Below are 14,935 nucleotides of genomic sequence, written 5' to 3' on the forward strand. Positions count from 1 at the left end.
CACCGGAAGGCCGGAGATGACCGAGACCGAACTGAAGGCCGTTCTGCGCCGCCATGTCGAGGACGGCACGGTGCCCGGCGCCGTCGCCCTGGTGGCGCGCGGCGAGGACGTCCATGTGGTGACCGTCGGCTCCGTGGACACCGACGGAACCGCGCCGATGGCGCGTGACTCGATCTTCCGTATCGCCTCCATCACCAAGCCGATCGCGGCGGCCGCCGTGCTCATGCTGGTGGAGGAGGGCGTGTTCGCCCTGGAGTCGCCGGTGGAGGAATGGCTTCCGGAGCTGTCGAAACCGACGGTGGTGCGGACGCCGTCGAGCCCCGTGGACGACGTGGTCCCGGCCGCCCGCCCGATCACGGTCGAGGACCTGCTCAGCTCCCGCACCGGCTGGGGCTTCCCCTCCGACTTCTCGCTTCCGGCGGTGCGGTCGCTGTTCACGGTGCAGAGGGACGGCCGCGCCCTGCAGGACTGGCCGGACGCGGGCACCTGGCTGGGCCTGCTCGCCCAGGTGCCGATGCTGTACCAGCCGGGCGAGGCCTGGCTCTACGGCACCTCCTCCGACCTGCAGGGCATCCTGGTCGAGCGGGCGTCCGGCCGTACGCTCCCGGACTTCCTGGCCGAGCGGCTCTTCGCGCCGCTGGGCATGACGGACACGGCGTTCGAGGTCCCGCCGTCGAAGCGGCACCGCTTCACCTCGGCCTACGCGCCCGCCCCGGACGGCTCCCCGCACCTGTGGGACACCCCGGACGGCGAGTTCAGCCGTATCCCGCGCTTCCATTCGGGCGGCGGCGGCCTGGTCTCCACGGCCGACGACTGGCTGGCCTTCGCCCGCCTCCTGGTGAACGGCGGCACCGCCCCGGACGGCCACCGCCTGCTCACCTCCACGTCGGTCAGCCGTATGACCACCAACCACCTCACGGCCGAGCAGCGCGACCGCGCCACGCTCTTCCTGGAGGGCCAGGGCTGGGGTTACGGCGGCCAGGTCGACGTCACCCCGTCCGACCCCTGGAACGTCCCCGGCCGCTACGGCTGGGTCGGCGGCACCGGCACGACGGCCCACATCGTCCCGCCCGCCGGAACCGTCGCGATCCTGCTCACCCAGGCGGGCATGGCGAACCCGACCCCCACACCGGTGATGCGGGGCTTCTGGCGGTTCGTGGCCGGCGGCTGAGACCGCCGGGCGGCGCGGCCGGCGCCCACCCTACGATCGCGCCCATGACCAAATTCATCGCCACCGTGTGCCTGCCGCCGACCAAGCCGCGCAGGCTCGTCAAAGCGGCAGCCGCCGCCATGGCACCGTACGACCTCTCCGACGCCCGGAACCCGGCCGGCGAGTGGGACTGGTGGGCCGTCCACTCCGAACCGGGCCGCGGGTTTCTGGTGCTGCCCGCGCACGACGGGGACCGAAGACTCCTCACGCCCGCCACCGTGCCCCGAAGAAAGGCGGACCTCGCCCCTCTCGGACCACTGGAGTGCCACGGCGGCCCGCGCGCCCTGCTGGACTTCGACGCGATGCGGCAGCGGTCGGCGCACCGGTACGACGCCCTGCGCGCCGCCTGGGAGGAGCTGGCCGCGCCGCATCCGCCGGCCCGTCCGCTCACCGAGTTCGTCGCCCGCCACGAGGCCGATCCCGAGGGGTACTCCAAGGAGGACGCCAAGCGGGACCATCTGCTGCAGCCGCTGGTGCAGGAGGTGGCGCAGCGGGCCGTCGCGGGCGACCCGCACTTCGACATGTCCTTCCTGCTCAAGGACCCGGTCGCGTACTTCGCTCAGGAACACGACGCGGCCCGCCGGGACGCGGTCGAGGCCGCCGTGCCGGGCTTCGCCCTGCTCACCCTTGACGGCACCTGGACGGACGCGACGAGCGACGGCTACTGGGAGCGGGCCAACGGCTACCTCGACGACCTCCCCGGGGAGGCGGTCGTCGTCGACCTGCTCTGCCACTGCTGAGCGGCCCGCCCCGAGGGCCCGGCGCCCCTTCCGGGCATTCCAGGACCGCTGGGCGGGGTCAGGCGGACAATCCGCGCACCAGCAGCTCCACCACCGCCTCGAACTCCCCCTGCACGCCCGGCTGTTCCCACTCCTTGGCGTAGCCCGGGTCGTGGAAGCGGGCCGTGGCCTGGAAGAGGGCGCGGGCGGCGGTCGCCGGGTCGGCGACCGTGAAGGTGCCCGCCTGCGCACCGGCGCGGACGATCTCCGTGAGCTGGTCGGTCAGTTCGGTGATGTGGGCGCTCACCACCTCGCCCGCCCCGTCCGTCAGCACGGAGTACGTGGCGAACAGCTCCGGGTCGTCGCCGGCCTTGCGGCGCTTGGCGGCGAAGAGGGCCGCGAGCCACTCGCGCACCCTCGCCTCCGGGTCCCGTCCGGCGTCGGCGGCGATCCCGGCGAGGACCTGTGTCGTCCGGTCCAGCCACCTCTTGGTCACCGCCTCCCGCAGCGCTGCCTTGGTCCGGAAGTGCCGGTAGACGCTGCCGTGGCTGACGCCGAGCGCGCGGGCCACGTCGACCACGGTGGCCTTGGCCGGGCCGTGGCGGCGCAGCACCTCCTCGGTGGCGGCGAGGATGCGCTCGGCGGTCAGGGTCTCGCTGGTCGGAGGCATGGCTAGACGGTACCCGGCACCGCGATCAGCGTTCGCTGTCGAGCATGGCCATCTGCGCGGGCGCGTACCGCTCGCCGGCCGCCGCGTCCGCCGGTACGGCCGCCTCGATCGCGGCGAGGTCGGCCGCGTCCAGGGTCACGTCCAGGGCGCCCAGGGCCTCGCCGAGCCGCTCGCGGGTGCGGGCGCCGACCAGCGGCACGATGTCGTCGCCCCGCGAGAGCACCCAGGCGATGGCGATCTGGGCGACGGAGACGCCCTTCTGCTCGGCGATCTTGCGCAGGGATTCGACCAGGCGGAGGTTGTGCTGGAGGTTCTCGCCCTGGAAGCGGGGCGTGTGGGCGCGGAAGTCGTTCGCGGCGAACCCCTGCCCTGGTGTGACGTGACCGGAGATCAGCCCGCGGGAGAGCACCCCGTAGGCGGTGACGGAGATGCCCAGCTCGCGCAGGGTGGGCAGGATCTCCCGCTCGGGCCCGCGGGAGATGAGCGCGTACTCGATCTGGAGGTCGGCGATCGGGGCGGTGGCGGCGGCCCGGCGGATGGTCTCCGCGCCGACCTCGCTGAGCCCGATGTGGCGGACGTATCCCTGCTCGACCAGTTCCGCGATCGCGCCGACGGTCTCCTCGATCGGCACGTTCGGGTCGAGCCGGGCGGGCCGGTAGACGTCGATGTGGTCGACGCCGAGGCGCTGGAGGGAGTACGCGGCCCAGGTCTTCACGGCGGCCGGGCGGGCGTCGTAGCCGAGCCACTCGCCGTCCGGAGCGCGGTGGGCGCCGAACTTCACGCTGACCAGGGCGTTCTCCCGGAGGGCGGCCGGGGCGGTGCGCAGGGCTTCGGCGATCAGGAGTTCGTTGTGGCCCATGCCGTAGAAGTCGCCGGTGTCGAGCAGGGTCACGCCGGCCTCCAGGGCGGCGTGGATGGTGGCGACGGATTCTGCGCGGTCCGCGTCGCCGTACATGCCGGACATGCCCATGCAGCCGAGGCCGAGGGCGGAGACCTGGGGGCCGGTGATGCCGAGGGTTCGGGTTCGCATCGTCATGCCACCACCCTGACATGACAGCTGACAGATTTCAATATCTGTCATTCCAACTCCGTCGCCAGGCCGCCGCAAGCACCCCGACCCAACCTGGTCCAGACCTATTGACGAGAGGTCTGGACCAGAGCACTGTCATGCCTACGACACCTCACCGCACCCCCACCGGGAGGCCCGTATGCTCCGCCGCACCCTGTCCCTGCTCGCCGCCGCGCTGGCGACGGCCTGTCTCACCCAGCTGCCGGCGGCCCCCACCGCCTCCGCCGCCGACACCTGCGCGCCGAAGTCGCGCCCCTCCGGCAAGGTCCTGCAGGGCTACTGGGAGAACTGGGACGGCTCCGCCAACGGCGTCCACCCGCCCTTCGGCTGGACCCCGATCACCGACTCCCGCATCCCCGCCCACGGCTACAACGTGATCAACGCGGCTTTCCCGGTGATCCGTTCGGACGGAACGGCCCTGTGGGAGGACGGCATGGACGCGGGCGTGAAGGTGGCCACGCCCGCGGAGATGTGCGCGGCGAAGGCCTCAGGCCAGACGATCCTGCTGTCGATCGGCGGCGCCGCGGCCGGCATCGACCTCGGCTCACAGGCGGTCGCCGACCGCTTCGTGGCGACGATCGTCCCGATCTTGAAGAAGTACAACTTCGACGGCATCGACATAGACATCGAGACGGGCCTGGTCGGCAGCGGCAGCATCTCCCAACTCTCCACCTCGCAGGCCAACTTGATCCGCATCATCGACGGAGTCCTGGCGCGGATGCCGGCGGGCTTCGGGCTCACCATGGCCCCGGAGACGGCCTACGTCACCGGCGGGAGCGTCACCTACGGCTCGATCTGGGGCGCGTACCTGCCGATCATCAAGAAGTACGCCGACAACGGCCGCCTGTGGTGGCTCAACATGCAGTACTACAACGGCAGCATGTACGGCTGCTCGGGAGACTCCTACCAGGCGGGCACGGTGCAGGGCTTCACGGCCCAGACGGACTGCCTGAACAAGGGCCTGGTCGTGCAGGGCACGACGGTCAGGGTGCCCTACGACAAGCAGGTCCCCGGCCTGCCCGCCCAGCCGGGCGCCGGCGGCGGCCACATGTCACCGTCCCTCGTCTCCCAGGCCTGGAAGCACTACGGCAGCTCCCTCAAGGGCCTGATGACCTGGTCGGTCAACTGGGACGGCTCGAAGAACTGGACCTTCGGCGACAACGTGAAGTCCCTGCAAGGGCGTTGACACACAAGCGCCGGGCGGGACCGAGTCTCCTCGGCCCCGCCCGGCGCTTGCACGGCACCGCGGCGGACGTCAGCAGCCCAGCAGGCGGCCCGCCAGGTATCCCTCGATCTGGTCCAGCGACACGCGCTCCTGCTTCATGGAGTCCCGCTCGCGCACCGTCACCGCGTTGTCGTCCAGGGTGTCGAAGTCGACGGTCACGCAGTACGGCGTGCCGATCTCGTCCTGGCGGCGGTAGCGGCGGCCGATGGCGCCGGCGTCGTCGAACTCGATGTTCCAGTTCTGCCGCAGCGCCTGGGCGAGGCCCTTGGCCTTCGGCGACAGCTCGGGGTTCCGGGACAGCGGGAGCACGGCGACCTTGACCGGCGCCAGGCGGTGGTCGAGCCGCAGCACCGTGCGCTTCTCCATCTTGCCCTTGGCGTTCGGCGCCTCGTCCTCGACGTAGGCGTCGAGGAGGAAGGCCAGCAGCGTACGGCCGACACCGGCCGCGGGCTCGATGACGTACGGCGTCCAGCGCTCGCCGGCCTCCTGGTCGAAGTAGGAGAGGTCCTGGCCGGAGGCCTTGCCGTGGGCGTTCAGGTCGTAGTCGGTGCGGTTGGCGACGCCCTCCAGCTCGCCCCACTCGCTGCCGCCGAACTGGAAGCGGTACTCGATGTCAGCGGTGCGCTTGGAGTAGTGGGAGAGCTTCTCCTTCGGGTGCTCGTACCACCGCATGTTCTCCTCACGCAGGCCGAGACCGGTGTACCAGCTCCAGCGCTGCTCCATCCAGTACTCCTGCCACTTCTCGTCCTCGCCCGGCTTGACGAAGAACTCCATCTCCATCTGCTCGAACTCGCGGGTGCGGAAGATGAAGTTGCCGGGCGTGATCTCGTTGCGGAAGGACTTGCCCATCTGCGCGATGCCGAACGGCGGCTTGCGGCGCGAAGTGGTCTGCACCTGGGCGAAGTTGGTGAAGATGCCCTGGGCGGTCTCGGGGCGCAGGTAGGCGATGGAGCCGGAGTCCTGCGTGGGGCCGAGGTGCGTCGAGAGCAGGCCGGAGAACTGCTTGGGCTCGGTGAACTGGCCCTTGTTGCCGCAGTTCGGGCAGTTCACATCCGCCAGACCGTTCTCCGGGAGGCGCTTGTGCTTGGCCTCGTAGGCCTCCTCCAGGTGGTCCGCGCGGAACCGCTTGTGGCAGGAGGTGCACTCGGTCAGCGGGTCCGTGAAGGTGGCGACGTGACCGGAGGCGACCCAGACCTCGGGGGCCAGGATGACGGACGAGTCGATGCCGACCACGTCCTCGCGCGACGTCACCATGTAGCGCCACCACTGGCGCTTGATGTTCTCCTTGAACTCGACACCCAGCGGCCCGTAGTCCCAGGCGGCGCGCTGGCCACCGTAGATCTCACTGCAGGGGAATACGAAGCCACGGCGCTTGCTCAGGCTGACGATGGTGTCGATCTTGTCGGCGGCCACGGTGCTCTCTTCATTACGACGACGGGCGACGAAGCGAGATGCTTCCAGCGAATGCTTCAGGGTACCGGCGGGGGCTGCCCCTCAATCAAATCGGTGACCGTCGGATCGTTTGTTGACAACGGTTTCCATGTTTGATGAAAATGACTGTCATGAACGTACGACGACAGCGCATATCCGCGGTGGCCCTGGCGGCCGTCACCGCCCTCGGCCTCGGCACGCTCACCGGCTGCTCCGGCGACAGCGCGGCGGCGGCAGGCACGGGGAAGTTCGACGTCGTCGCGTCGTTCTACCCGATGGTCTTCCTCGCCGAGCGGATCGGCGGCTCCCATGTGCACGTCACGAGCCTGACCCAGCCCGGCCAGGAGCCGCACGACCTGGAGATCAGCGCCCGGCAGACCGCGCAGCTCCAGGACTCCGACGCGGTGCTCTACCTGAAGAACCTCCAGCCCTCCGTCGACGACGCGGTGGCCCAGTCCGAGGTGAAGACCAAGATCGACGCCGCCTCCCTGACCTCGCTGGAGAAGCACGGCAACGAGGTCGGCGGCCACGCGGCCTCCCACGACGACTCGAAGAACGAGGAACTCTCCGGCCTCGACCCCCACATCTGGCTCGACCCGGTGCGCTACGCCCAGGTCGCCGAGGGAGTCGGCAAGGCCTTCCAGAAGGCCGACCCCGAGCACGCCGCCGACTACCGGAAGAACACCGCGACGCTGGTGAAGAGGCTGCACGCCCTCGACACGCAGTTCAAGGACGGCCTCGCGCACACCAAGTCCAAGGTCTTCGTCACCACCCACGCCGCCTTCGGCTACCTCGCCGAGCGCTACGGCCTGACCGAGGAGGCCATCAACGGCCTCGACCCCGAGTCCGAGCCCAGCGCGGCGCGGGTGCGGCAGCTGGAGACGATGGCCAAGGCCGACGGCGTCACCACCGTCTTCTACGAGACGCTCGTCAGCGACAGGACCGCGAAGACCATCGCCTCCGACGCAGGCCTGAAGACGGACGTCCTGGACCCGATCGAGGGCATCACGGCCAAGTCCCGCGGCACGGACTACTTCTCCGTCCAGGAGGCCAACCTCAAGGCCCTGCAGAGCGCTCTGGGAGAGAAATGACATCCCGGGACGGCATGAACGAGCCCGTCATATCCCTGCGCGGCGTCCGCGCCGACCTGGGCTCGCGCCCCGTCCTGCGCGGAATCGACCTCACCGTGGCACGCGGTGAGGTCGTCGCGCTGCTCGGCGCCAACGGCTCCGGCAAGTCGACGGCCATCCGCACGATCATCGGCCAGGTGCCGGTGAGCGCCGGGCGCGTCGAGCTGTTCGGCACCGAGCGCGGGCGGTTCCGGGACTGGGCGCGGGTGGGCTACGTACCGCAGCGCACGACGGCCGCCGGGGGCGTCCCCGCCACGGTCACCGAGATCGTCTCCTCCGGCCGGCTGTCCCGGGCCCGCTTCGGCGTGCTGCGCAAGGCCGACCACGCGGCCGTACGCAGGGCCCTGGAGCTGGTGGGCATGGCGGACCGGGCCAAGGACTCCGTGAACGCCCTGTCCGGCGGCCAGCACCAGCGCGTCCTGATCGCCCGCGCGCTCGCCGCCGAACCGGAACTGCTGATCATGGACGAGCCGATGGCGGGCGTGGACCTGGCCAGCCAGGAGGTGCTGGCGCGGACCCTGCGCGAGCAGGTCGCGGCCGGTGCGACCGTCCTGCTCGTCCTGCACGAACTCGGGCCGCTGGAACCGCTGATCGACCGCGCGGTCGTCCTGCGCGACGGCTGCGTCCTGCACGACGGCCCGCCCCCGAAGGCGGTCGGCCAGCACGCCCTGCCCGGCCACGACCACGTCCACCCCCACGAGCCCGGGCCGCTGCGCACGGGACTGCTGGGCTGAAGGAACTGTGATGGACTTCCTCGACTACGCCTTCATGCAGCGGGCCCTGCTCGCCGCCGTCCTCGTCGGCGTCACCGCCCCGGCGATCGGCATCTACCTCGTCCAGCGCCGCCAGGCCCTCATGGGCGACGGCATCGGCCACGTGGCGATGACCGGCGTCGGCCTCGGCTTCCTGCTGTCCGCCTCCCCGGTGTGGATGGCGACACTCGTCTCCGTGCTCGGCGCGGTCCTGATGGAGCTGATCCGCTGGTACGGCCACACCCGCGGCGACATCGCCCTCGCGATGCTCTTCTACGGCGGCATGGCCGGCGGCGTGATGTTCATCAACCTCGCGCCCGGCGGCTCCAACGCCAACCTCACGTCGTACCTGTTCGGCTCCCTGTCGACCGTGTCGCCGTCGGACGTGACGGCGATCTGTCTGCTGGCCGGCTTCGTCGTGCTGGTCACGCTCGGCCTGCGCCGCCAGCTGTTCGCGGTCAGCCAGGACGAGGAGTTCGCGCGGGTGACCGGACTGCCCGTGCGCGCGCTGAACCTGCTGACCGCCGTCACGGCGGCGGTCACGGTGACGGTCGCGATGCGGGTGGTGGGCCTGCTGCTGGTCAGCGCGCTGATGGTGGTGCCCGTGGCCGCCGCCCAGCAGCTCAGCCGCAGTTTCGCGGCGACCTTCGCGATCGCCGTGGCGATCGGGGTGACGGTGACCATCGGCGGCACGGTCACCTCCTACTACCAGGACGTACCGCCCGGCGCGACGATCGTGCTGCTGACCATCGCGGCCTTCCTGCTGCTGACCGCGCTCGCCGCTCCCCTGGCCCGGCGGCGGGCCCGGGCTGCGGCGGCCGCGCGGCCCGTCGGGGAGCCCGCCGAGTGCGCGATCCCGGCCGCCCGGGAGGCCGTCGGCGAGGTCGGCGTCTGACCGCGCCCGGGCCGGGCTGGCACAATGGCCCGGCAGGCGTCGTGGACGCGAGCCGCAGAAGGAGGACCCGGTGACGACCGCTGGACCGCCCGTGAAGGGCCGCGCCACCCGGCAGCGTGCCGCCGTGGCGGCGGCCCTCGACGAGGTCGACGAGTTCCGCAGCGCGCAGGAGCTCCACGACATGCTCAAGCACAAGGGCGACTCGGTCGGTCTGACCACCGTGTACCGCACCCTGCAGTCCCTCGCCGACGCCGGCGAGGTCGACGTCCTGCGCACCTCCGAGGGCGAGTCCGTCTACCGCCGCTGCTCCTCCGGCGAGCACCACCACCATCTGGTCTGCCGGGTGTGCGGCAAGGCCGTCGAGGTCGAGGGACCCGCCGTGGAGAAGTGGGCGGAGGCGATCGCCGCCGAGCACGGGTACGTGAACGTGGCCCACACCGTGGAGATCTTCGGCACCTGCGCGGAGTGCGCCGCCGCCGGGAACTGACTCAGACGCGGGCCAGGTGGCGGTCGAGGATCGCACGCAGCCGGTCCGTGTCGGCGGGGGCGGCGAGGCCCCGCTTGGGCAGCACCGTGAAGCAGCTGGCGTTCTTGTCGTCGCTGTAGGTGAGGAACGCGTCCTTCGTCTCCCGATAGCGGGGCTGCGCCGCCCACTTCACCGACGTCGTGGTGTTGTCGGTCGCCATCGTCAGCCCGGCGTCCGTCACGGTCGCACGGTAAGTGCCGTTGCGGGCGGCGAGCTTGAGGAACGCGCGGGCCTGAAGTCTCGGGGTGAGAAGCAGCAGAACCAGCGTCAGGGGCATCCAGATCAGCAGAAACCAGTCGGACCTGTCCCGCCCCGCCGCGGAGAGCGCGGCGTTCAACACGAAGGCGAACGCCAGCAGGCCGACGGCCCAGGACCGCACCCATCCCCGCTTCCTGAGCCGGTTGCGCTCCCTCAGCGCCCCCACGAAATCCCCCATGACCGGCTGATACGTCAGCTCGACCACGCCCTGCTCGGCGTCCCGCCCCATGTCCATGACCATGAGGCGGGATGGTACCGGCGATCTTCGGCCGGGAGGCTACTCGGCGGGGTCGTTGCCCCGCATCGCGGCCTCCATGGCCAGCAGTTGCTCGTTCGGGACGGCGCCGCCGAAGCGGCGGTCGCGGGAGGCGAACTCGACGCAGGCCCGCCACAGGTCGCGGCGGTCGAAGTCGGGCCACAGCACGTCCTGGAAGACCATCTCGGCGTAGGCGCTCTGCCAGATCAGGTAGTTGGAGGTGCGCTGCTCGCCGCTGGGCCGCAGGAACAGGTCCACGTCCGGCATGTCCGGGTAGTACAGGTACTTGGCGAGGGTCTTCTCGTTGATCTTCGACGGGTCGAGCCGGCCGGCCTTCACGTCCTCGGCCATGGCCTGCGCGGCGTCGGCGATCTCGGCGCGGCCGCCGTAGTTCATGCAGAAGTACAGGGTCAGCCGGTCGTTGTCCTTGGTCTGCTCCTGGGCGATCTGGAGCTCCTTGGCGACCGACTTCCACAGCTTGGGCATCCGGCCCACCCACCGCACCCGGACGCCGAGTTGGTCGAGCGTGTCACGGCTCTTGCGGATGAAGTCGCGGTTGAAGTTCATCAGGAAGCGGACCTCGTCGGGCGAGCGCTTCCAGTTCTCGGTGGAGAAGGCGTAGAGGGAGATGCTGCCGACGCCCATCTCGATCGCGCCCTGCAGGACGTCCACCACCCGCTCGGCGCCGACCTTGTGGCCCTCCGTGCGGGGCAGTCCGCGCTCCTTCGCCCAGCGGCCGTTGCCGTCCATGACGATGGCCACATGGTTCGGGACCAGCTCGCCCGGGAGCTTCGGCGCGCGGGCGCCGGACGGGTGCGGCTCGGGTGCCTTGTACTCGCGGCGCCGGCTTCCCAGGATCCCGCGTACGACCATCTGCTTCTCGTCTCCTCTTACCGCTTACTTCTCTACGTAACGAAGCGAACGCAGCCCGCGTTCCATGTGCCAGTGCAGATAGGCGGACACCAGCCCGCTCCCCTCCCGCACGTACCGCGGCTCGCACGCGTCCGCGGTCTCCCAGTCTCCCGTAAGCAGCGCGGCGAGGAGTTCCAGGGTCTGCGGGGACGGTACGACGCTGCCGGCCACCCGGCAGTCCACGCACACCGAGCCGCCGGAGGCGACGGAGAAGAAGCGGTTCGGCCCCGGCATCCCGCACTTCGCGCAGTCGCTGAAGCTGGGGGCGTAGCCGTTGACGGCGAGGGAGCGCAGCAGGAAGGCGTCCAGCACGAGGTGCGGGGCGTGCTCGCCGCGGGCCAGGGTCCGCAGGGCACCGACGAGCAGCAGGTACTGCTGCACGGCCGGTTCGCCCTCGTGGTCGGTGAACCGCTCGGCGGTCTCCAGCATGACCGTACCGGCGGTGTAGCGGGCGTAGTCGGTCACGATCCCCCCGCCGTACGGGGCGATGGTCTCGCTCTGTGTGCACAGCGGCAGCCCGCGCCCCACCAGCTCGCTGCCCCGCGCGAAGAACTGCACGTCGACGTGGGAGAACGGTTCCAGACGCGCCCCGAACTTGGACTTGGTCCGCCGCACCCCCCGGGCCACGGCCCGCACCCGCCCGTGCCCGCGCGTGAGCAGCGTGATGATCCGGTCCGCCTCGCCCAGTTTCTGGGTGCGCAGGACGATGCCGTCGTCCCGGAAAAGACTCATCGCGTGCCCCTCATGGAGACCATTCTCCCGTACGGCGGCGGGTCAGCGTGCCCGGTCGGGGCGACTGATGGTGTCCCAGGGGGCCAGGTTCCAGGGGCTGGCGCGGTTCGCCGGGTCCAGGAGGGCGCGCAGGTGTGCGTCGGCGACGGTCTGCGGGGCGGGCGGGGAGGGGTCCCGGGCGGCCTCCAGCCCGTCCCGCCACACCTTGCGCCCCAGCAGGTAGTGGTCGGCGTACTCCTGCCAGGAGGAGTACGCCGACACCACCGACGGCACGATGTTCTTCAGCGCGGTCCAGGCCTCGGCCTCGGCGATCAGCCCGGCGGCGAAACCGCGCCGGGCGATGTCGACGTACAGCGCGGCGTCCCAGGCGAGCGGCGAGACGCCGAGCAGCCGCTGGGCGCGGGCCCGGTAGCCGCTGCGGGACAGCCCGTCGAGCCGGTCGACGAGTTCCTCCCGCGAGGTGATCTCCCACTGGTCGGCCAGCCAGCCGCGGGCGCCGTCGTCGTCGATGCGGGTGAAGGGGTACAGGGTCGTGCGGGAGGCGTCGTGGTCACGGCTCACCGGGGCGCTCAGCGACACCATCCACAGCTGGTGCGCGGTGAGCGGGGTGGGGTACCGCCTGCCGGTGCGCGGCTTCGGCTTCGTCCATCTCCGTATGTTCCACAGACCCATGGCCCCGCACCCTACTCACGTCAAGGGATCTCACCGCCGCTGCGGGCGTCGGCTTGGGCCGTCGCCGCGCCGAGCCGCTCGGCCCGGGTGGCCGCGCGCAGCGCCCCGGGCTCGGCGTCCCACTCCCGTCCTCCGCCGTACGGTCTGAGTTGGACGTACGGTCCTACATGCCCCATGACGATGCCGATTCTTCCGGTGCGGGTGTCCACGACATGAGTTCCGACGGGAGGTTTCATTTCCTCTCCTTAACGACCGTAGCAAAAACAGTTCACAATTCCGGGCGGCGGCATGTCGATTGCGCCTCAAGCGTGCTCCCCTTTCTTTTTGGGTTTCACGCTTTTCCGTAACCCGGCTGCCTGACACCCCTACACTCGGCAGGAGTCTGTGAACTGCGACCACGGCGCAGCGGAAGAGGTTTATGCTATTCGGATTATTTCACTCGGCGACCCGGCGCAGTCGGCGCGGCGCACGGCCCGGTTCCGCCTCGGGCTCCGGTTCCGGCTCCGTCGCCGCCCACAGCTCGTCGAACTGGCTGATGCGGTCCTCGACGTGCTCCCGCTTCATCCTCAGCATCGTCATGTCGGGCCTGACATGGTGATCGGGTCGCGTTTCGTAGCACAGTTCGCCGTCGAAGATGATGAAGTCCATCACCGTGCCGCCCGGATCGAGCTGTGACTGCACGCCGATCCGCGCGTCGATGCCGTGCCTGCGCTGACGCTGGCAGATCTGCCTCAGGGCCTCGGTGACCTCGTCCGGCTCGTCCACGAGAAACAGCCGCCGGACCTCCACGCCGCGGGTTTTGATGGCCTTCTCCTGTGCCACCAGATAGCGCTTCGCGGGTTCACTGGACCAGAAATCCCGGTCGACTGTCGTGCTGGTGGCGTAGAGCGTCTTCTTGACGCACAGGGCGAGGTCGATCAGCCATTCGTGGTTCTCGAAAGAGGAGTCCGCGCGGCCGCTGATGAGATCTTCCATGAGCTCGGCCAGACGCTTCAGCTCCTCCTCCGCGAAGCTCTTGACGATCCCCGGCGCCTCGTCGCCGACCTGCGTGTACGCCTTGACCAGCCGGGTCACCTCCTCGGAGCGCAGCACGGAGCCGTCGACCTTGCTGAACAGCTCCGTCGCCTCGTTGATCTTGGCGAAGCTCTGGTCGACGGCCGCCCGCATCTCCGCGTGGTGGTTGGCCAGGCTCTGCTTCATGTCGTCGATGTGCCGGCGCTGGCTCTTCTCGACCACCTCGAGGCGCTCGCCGAAGTCCACGAGGTACTGGACGATCAGTGTGGCGCTGCCGAGGACGATGGACGCCACCCACTGCCAGATGTTGTTGTCGTCCCCGTTCAGCAGGACGGTCAGCAGGAAGGCGCCGCCCGCCGCCGACGCTGTGATGAGGATCTTCCAGAACAGCTTGGGTATGCCCTGCCGCGGCGCTCCCGCCCCGTTGTCCCCTGTCGTTAACGACGCTCCGCTCATGTGTCTCCCCCGTCGGGTATGTGGTTGGTGCCGTCCTCAGTTCGTGCTCAGTGCCTGGTGGGGCAACGGGATCGCCTGGACGGCCAGTTGGTCCCGGATGCGCTGGACCAGGTTCTGCCACTGGCGGGTGAAGCCCGGTTCCCGCTCCAGTGCTTCCCACAGGTGGACCAGCGAGCGGTCCACCCGCGCGTGCGGCATCCACAGGTGCAGCAGATGGTCGACGGCCGGGCGCAGGGCCTGGACCGCCGCGGGCCCGTCCGCCGCGGCGAGCCGGCTGGTCTCCAGCATGTGCACCACGGTCGTCAAAAGCCAGTCGTGCAGCGCGAGGTCCTCGCACAGCCCGGCGGCCGCGGCCACCGGTGTGTTCTCCGGCAGCCTCAGTTCCACGGTCCGCAGGCCGTCCTCGGCCAGCGTGAACCGGGTCAGTTCCGCCCGCTCCCCCTCCGGGACCCGGCGGGCGACCCAACGCAGGTGCGTGCGCCGGGACTTGAAGGGGACCTTGCGGTCGAGCAGCGGGTGGCGCAGCAGCCGCGCCAGCAGCGCCTCGGCGATCGCCCCGAGGTCCAGCTCCCCGCGGCCCGCGCCCTGCAGCACGCCCTGCGCGGTGGACTGTTCGGGCAGCCTGCCGAACGGCTCGACGACTCCGGGCCGCACCAGGTAGTGCCCCCACGGGCGGCGTGTGTCGGGGCCCGCGGGCGGGGCGCTGAAGTAGGCGGTGGCCTGCAGCAGCCGGCCCTCGGTGAGTGCCGCGCGGGCGGCCACGGTGCCGACGGCACGGACCTTGGTGCCGTTGGCGGTGGGCAGCCGGCAGTCCACTCCGGTCAGCGTCTCGGGGGAAAGGGCGTACAGGTTGGGCCGCTCGGAGACCCGGACGTGTTCGTCGGCGCGCAGTCTGAGCAGCCCGGCGGCGGCCCGGCCGTCCAGTGCCTGGAAGGACGGCAGCAGACAGGTGCGCACCTCGCCGCAGGCCAGGGCCGGGGGCGCGGGCTGTCCGAAGGGCCTCGTCAT

17 protein-coding genes are annotated in these 14,935 nt (G+C 70.6%); 7 read left to right on the plus strand and 10 right to left on the minus strand.

Annotation, left to right across the window (positions count from 1 at the left end):
• Nucleotides 1-16 precede the first annotated feature (16 nt).
• Nucleotides 17-1,171 carry a serine hydrolase gene (locus tag FBY22_RS34140; protein WP_142151834.1) on the plus strand — a complete coding sequence of 385 codons (1,155 nt, stop codon included), beginning with the start codon at nucleotides 17-19 and terminating at the stop codon, nucleotides 1,169-1,171.
• Between the two features lie 44 nt (nucleotides 1,172-1,215).
• A complete protein-coding gene (locus FBY22_RS34145; RefSeq protein ID WP_142151835.1) occupies nucleotides 1,216-1,950 on the plus strand; it encodes a hypothetical protein in 735 nt (244 codons plus the stop codon).
• A 58-nt stretch (nucleotides 1,951-2,008) separates the two neighbouring features.
• On the opposite strand, the gene FBY22_RS34150 is transcribed toward FBY22_RS34145, so the two are convergent.
• Together FBY22_RS34150 and FBY22_RS34155 are read right to left on the minus strand one after the other, a co-directional pair.
• A complete protein-coding gene (locus tag FBY22_RS34150) occupies nucleotides 2,009-2,599 on the minus strand; it encodes a TetR family transcriptional regulator (protein ID WP_142151836.1) in 591 nt (196 codons plus the stop codon).
• A gap of 25 nt (nucleotides 2,600-2,624) precedes the next feature.
• Nucleotides 2,625-3,635 carry an aldo/keto reductase gene (locus FBY22_RS34155; RefSeq protein ID WP_142151837.1) on the minus strand — a complete coding sequence of 337 codons (1,011 nt, stop codon included), beginning with the start codon at nucleotides 3,633-3,635 and terminating at the stop codon, nucleotides 2,625-2,627.
• A 172-nt stretch (nucleotides 3,636-3,807) separates the two neighbouring features.
• Between FBY22_RS34155 and FBY22_RS34160 the strand changes: the two genes are divergently transcribed.
• Complete coding sequence (locus tag FBY22_RS34160; protein ID WP_142151838.1) at nucleotides 3,808-4,854, plus strand: chitinase; 1,047 nt, start codon at nucleotides 3,808-3,810, stop codon at nucleotides 4,852-4,854.
• A gap of 69 nt (nucleotides 4,855-4,923) precedes the next feature.
• Here FBY22_RS34160 and FBY22_RS34165 read toward each other — a convergent pair whose 3' ends face one another.
• On the minus strand, nucleotides 4,924-6,306 hold the full coding sequence (locus FBY22_RS34165; RefSeq protein WP_142151839.1) for a glycine--tRNA ligase: 1,383 nt from the start codon (nucleotides 6,304-6,306) through the stop codon (nucleotides 4,924-4,926).
• A 149-nt stretch (nucleotides 6,307-6,455) separates the two neighbouring features.
• On the opposite strand from FBY22_RS34165, the gene FBY22_RS34170 reads away from it, so the two are divergent.
• The 4 genes from FBY22_RS34170 (at nucleotide 6,456) to FBY22_RS34185 (ending at nucleotide 9,588) form a co-directional block, all read left to right on the plus strand.
• Nucleotides 6,456-7,415 (plus strand): metal ABC transporter substrate-binding protein, encoded by a 960-nt coding sequence (locus tag FBY22_RS34170; protein WP_142151840.1) that lies wholly within the window; start codon nucleotides 6,456-6,458, stop codon nucleotides 7,413-7,415.
• Entirely contained in the window at nucleotides 7,412-8,188 is a 777-nt protein-coding gene (locus tag FBY22_RS34175) for a metal ABC transporter ATP-binding protein (protein WP_174267329.1), read from the plus strand. The genes FBY22_RS34170 and FBY22_RS34175 overlap by 4 nt, the downstream gene beginning before the upstream one ends.
• A 10-nt stretch (nucleotides 8,189-8,198) precedes the next feature.
• Nucleotides 8,199-9,101 (plus strand): metal ABC transporter permease, encoded by a 903-nt coding sequence (locus FBY22_RS34180; protein WP_142151842.1) that lies wholly within the window; start codon nucleotides 8,199-8,201, stop codon nucleotides 9,099-9,101.
• A gap of 70 nt (nucleotides 9,102-9,171) precedes the next feature.
• On the plus strand, nucleotides 9,172-9,588 hold the full coding sequence (locus FBY22_RS34185) for a Fur family transcriptional regulator (RefSeq protein ID WP_058925414.1): 417 nt from the start codon (nucleotides 9,172-9,174) through the stop codon (nucleotides 9,586-9,588).
• A gap of 1 nt (nucleotide 9,589) precedes the next feature.
• Here FBY22_RS34185 and FBY22_RS44045 read toward each other — a convergent pair whose 3' ends face one another.
• The 7 genes from FBY22_RS44045 to FBY22_RS34220 form a co-directional block, all read right to left on the minus strand.
• Complete coding sequence (locus FBY22_RS44045) at nucleotides 9,590-10,126, minus strand: YcxB family protein (protein ID WP_174267330.1); 537 nt, start codon at nucleotides 10,124-10,126, stop codon at nucleotides 9,590-9,592.
• 36 nt (nucleotides 10,127-10,162) lie between these two features.
• Nucleotides 10,163-11,014: an isoprenyl transferase gene (locus tag FBY22_RS34195; protein ID WP_142151843.1), complete on the minus strand. Its 852-nt coding sequence runs from the start codon at nucleotides 11,012-11,014 to the stop codon at nucleotides 10,163-10,165.
• Between the two features lie 24 nt (nucleotides 11,015-11,038).
• Entirely contained in the window at nucleotides 11,039-11,785 is a 747-nt protein-coding gene (recO, locus tag FBY22_RS34200; RefSeq protein WP_142151844.1) for a DNA repair protein RecO, read from the minus strand.
• A gap of 42 nt (nucleotides 11,786-11,827) precedes the next feature.
• Complete coding sequence (locus FBY22_RS34205; RefSeq protein ID WP_142151845.1) at nucleotides 11,828-12,457, minus strand: DUF1266 domain-containing protein; 630 nt, start codon at nucleotides 12,455-12,457, stop codon at nucleotides 11,828-11,830.
• Between the two features lie 20 nt (nucleotides 12,458-12,477).
• Entirely contained in the window at nucleotides 12,478-12,693 is a 216-nt protein-coding gene (locus FBY22_RS34210; protein WP_142151846.1) for a hypothetical protein, read from the minus strand.
• A gap of 199 nt (nucleotides 12,694-12,892) precedes the next feature.
• Complete coding sequence (locus FBY22_RS34215; protein WP_142151847.1) at nucleotides 12,893-13,927, minus strand: DUF6879 family protein; 1,035 nt, start codon at nucleotides 13,925-13,927, stop codon at nucleotides 12,893-12,895.
• 36 nt (nucleotides 13,928-13,963) lie between these two features.
• A complete protein-coding gene (locus FBY22_RS34220) occupies nucleotides 13,964-14,935 on the minus strand; it encodes an SCO2521 family protein (RefSeq protein WP_142151848.1) in 972 nt (323 codons plus the stop codon).

Source organism: Streptomyces sp. SLBN-31 (genome assembly GCF_006715395.1).
In the GTDB taxonomy this organism is placed as follows: domain Bacteria; phylum Actinomycetota; class Actinomycetes; order Streptomycetales; family Streptomycetaceae; genus Streptomyces.

Coding starts and splice junctions, on each gene's coding strand:
- FBY22_RS34140 (WP_142151834.1), top strand. CDS start 17: ATGACCGAGACCGAACTGAAGGCCGTTCTGCGCCGCCATGTCGAGGAC.
- FBY22_RS34145 (WP_142151835.1), top strand. CDS start 1,216: ATGACCAAATTCATCGCCACCGTGTGCCTGCCGCCGACCAAGCCGCGC.
- FBY22_RS34150 (WP_142151836.1), bottom strand. CDS start 2,599: ATGCCTCCGACCAGCGAGACCCTGACCGCCGAGCGCATCCTCGCCGCC.
- FBY22_RS34155 (WP_142151837.1), bottom strand. CDS start 3,635: ATGACGATGCGAACCCGAACCCTCGGCATCACCGGCCCCCAGGTCTCC.
- FBY22_RS34160 (WP_142151838.1), top strand. CDS start 3,808: ATGCTCCGCCGCACCCTGTCCCTGCTCGCCGCCGCGCTGGCGACGGCC.
- FBY22_RS34170 (WP_142151840.1), top strand. CDS start 6,456: ATGAACGTACGACGACAGCGCATATCCGCGGTGGCCCTGGCGGCCGTC.
- FBY22_RS34175 (WP_174267329.1), top strand. CDS start 7,412: ATGACATCCCGGGACGGCATGAACGAGCCCGTCATATCCCTGCGCGGC.
- FBY22_RS34180 (WP_142151842.1), top strand. CDS start 8,199: ATGGACTTCCTCGACTACGCCTTCATGCAGCGGGCCCTGCTCGCCGCC.
- FBY22_RS44045 (WP_174267330.1), bottom strand. CDS start 10,126: ATGGTCATGGACATGGGGCGGGACGCCGAGCAGGGCGTGGTCGAGCTG.
- FBY22_RS34195 (WP_142151843.1), bottom strand. CDS start 11,014: ATGGTCGTACGCGGGATCCTGGGAAGCCGGCGCCGCGAGTACAAGGCA.
- recO (WP_142151844.1), bottom strand. CDS start 11,785: ATGAGTCTTTTCCGGGACGACGGCATCGTCCTGCGCACCCAGAAACTG.
- FBY22_RS34205 (WP_142151845.1), bottom strand. CDS start 12,457: ATGGGTCTGTGGAACATACGGAGATGGACGAAGCCGAAGCCGCGCACC.
- FBY22_RS34210 (WP_142151846.1), bottom strand. CDS start 12,693: ATGAAACCTCCCGTCGGAACTCATGTCGTGGACACCCGCACCGGAAGA.
- FBY22_RS34215 (WP_142151847.1), bottom strand. CDS start 13,927: ATGAGCGGAGCGTCGTTAACGACAGGGGACAACGGGGCGGGAGCGCCG.
- FBY22_RS34220 (WP_142151848.1), bottom strand. CDS start 14,935: ATGACGAGGCCCTTCGGACAGCCCGCGCCCCCGGCCCTGGCCTGCGGC.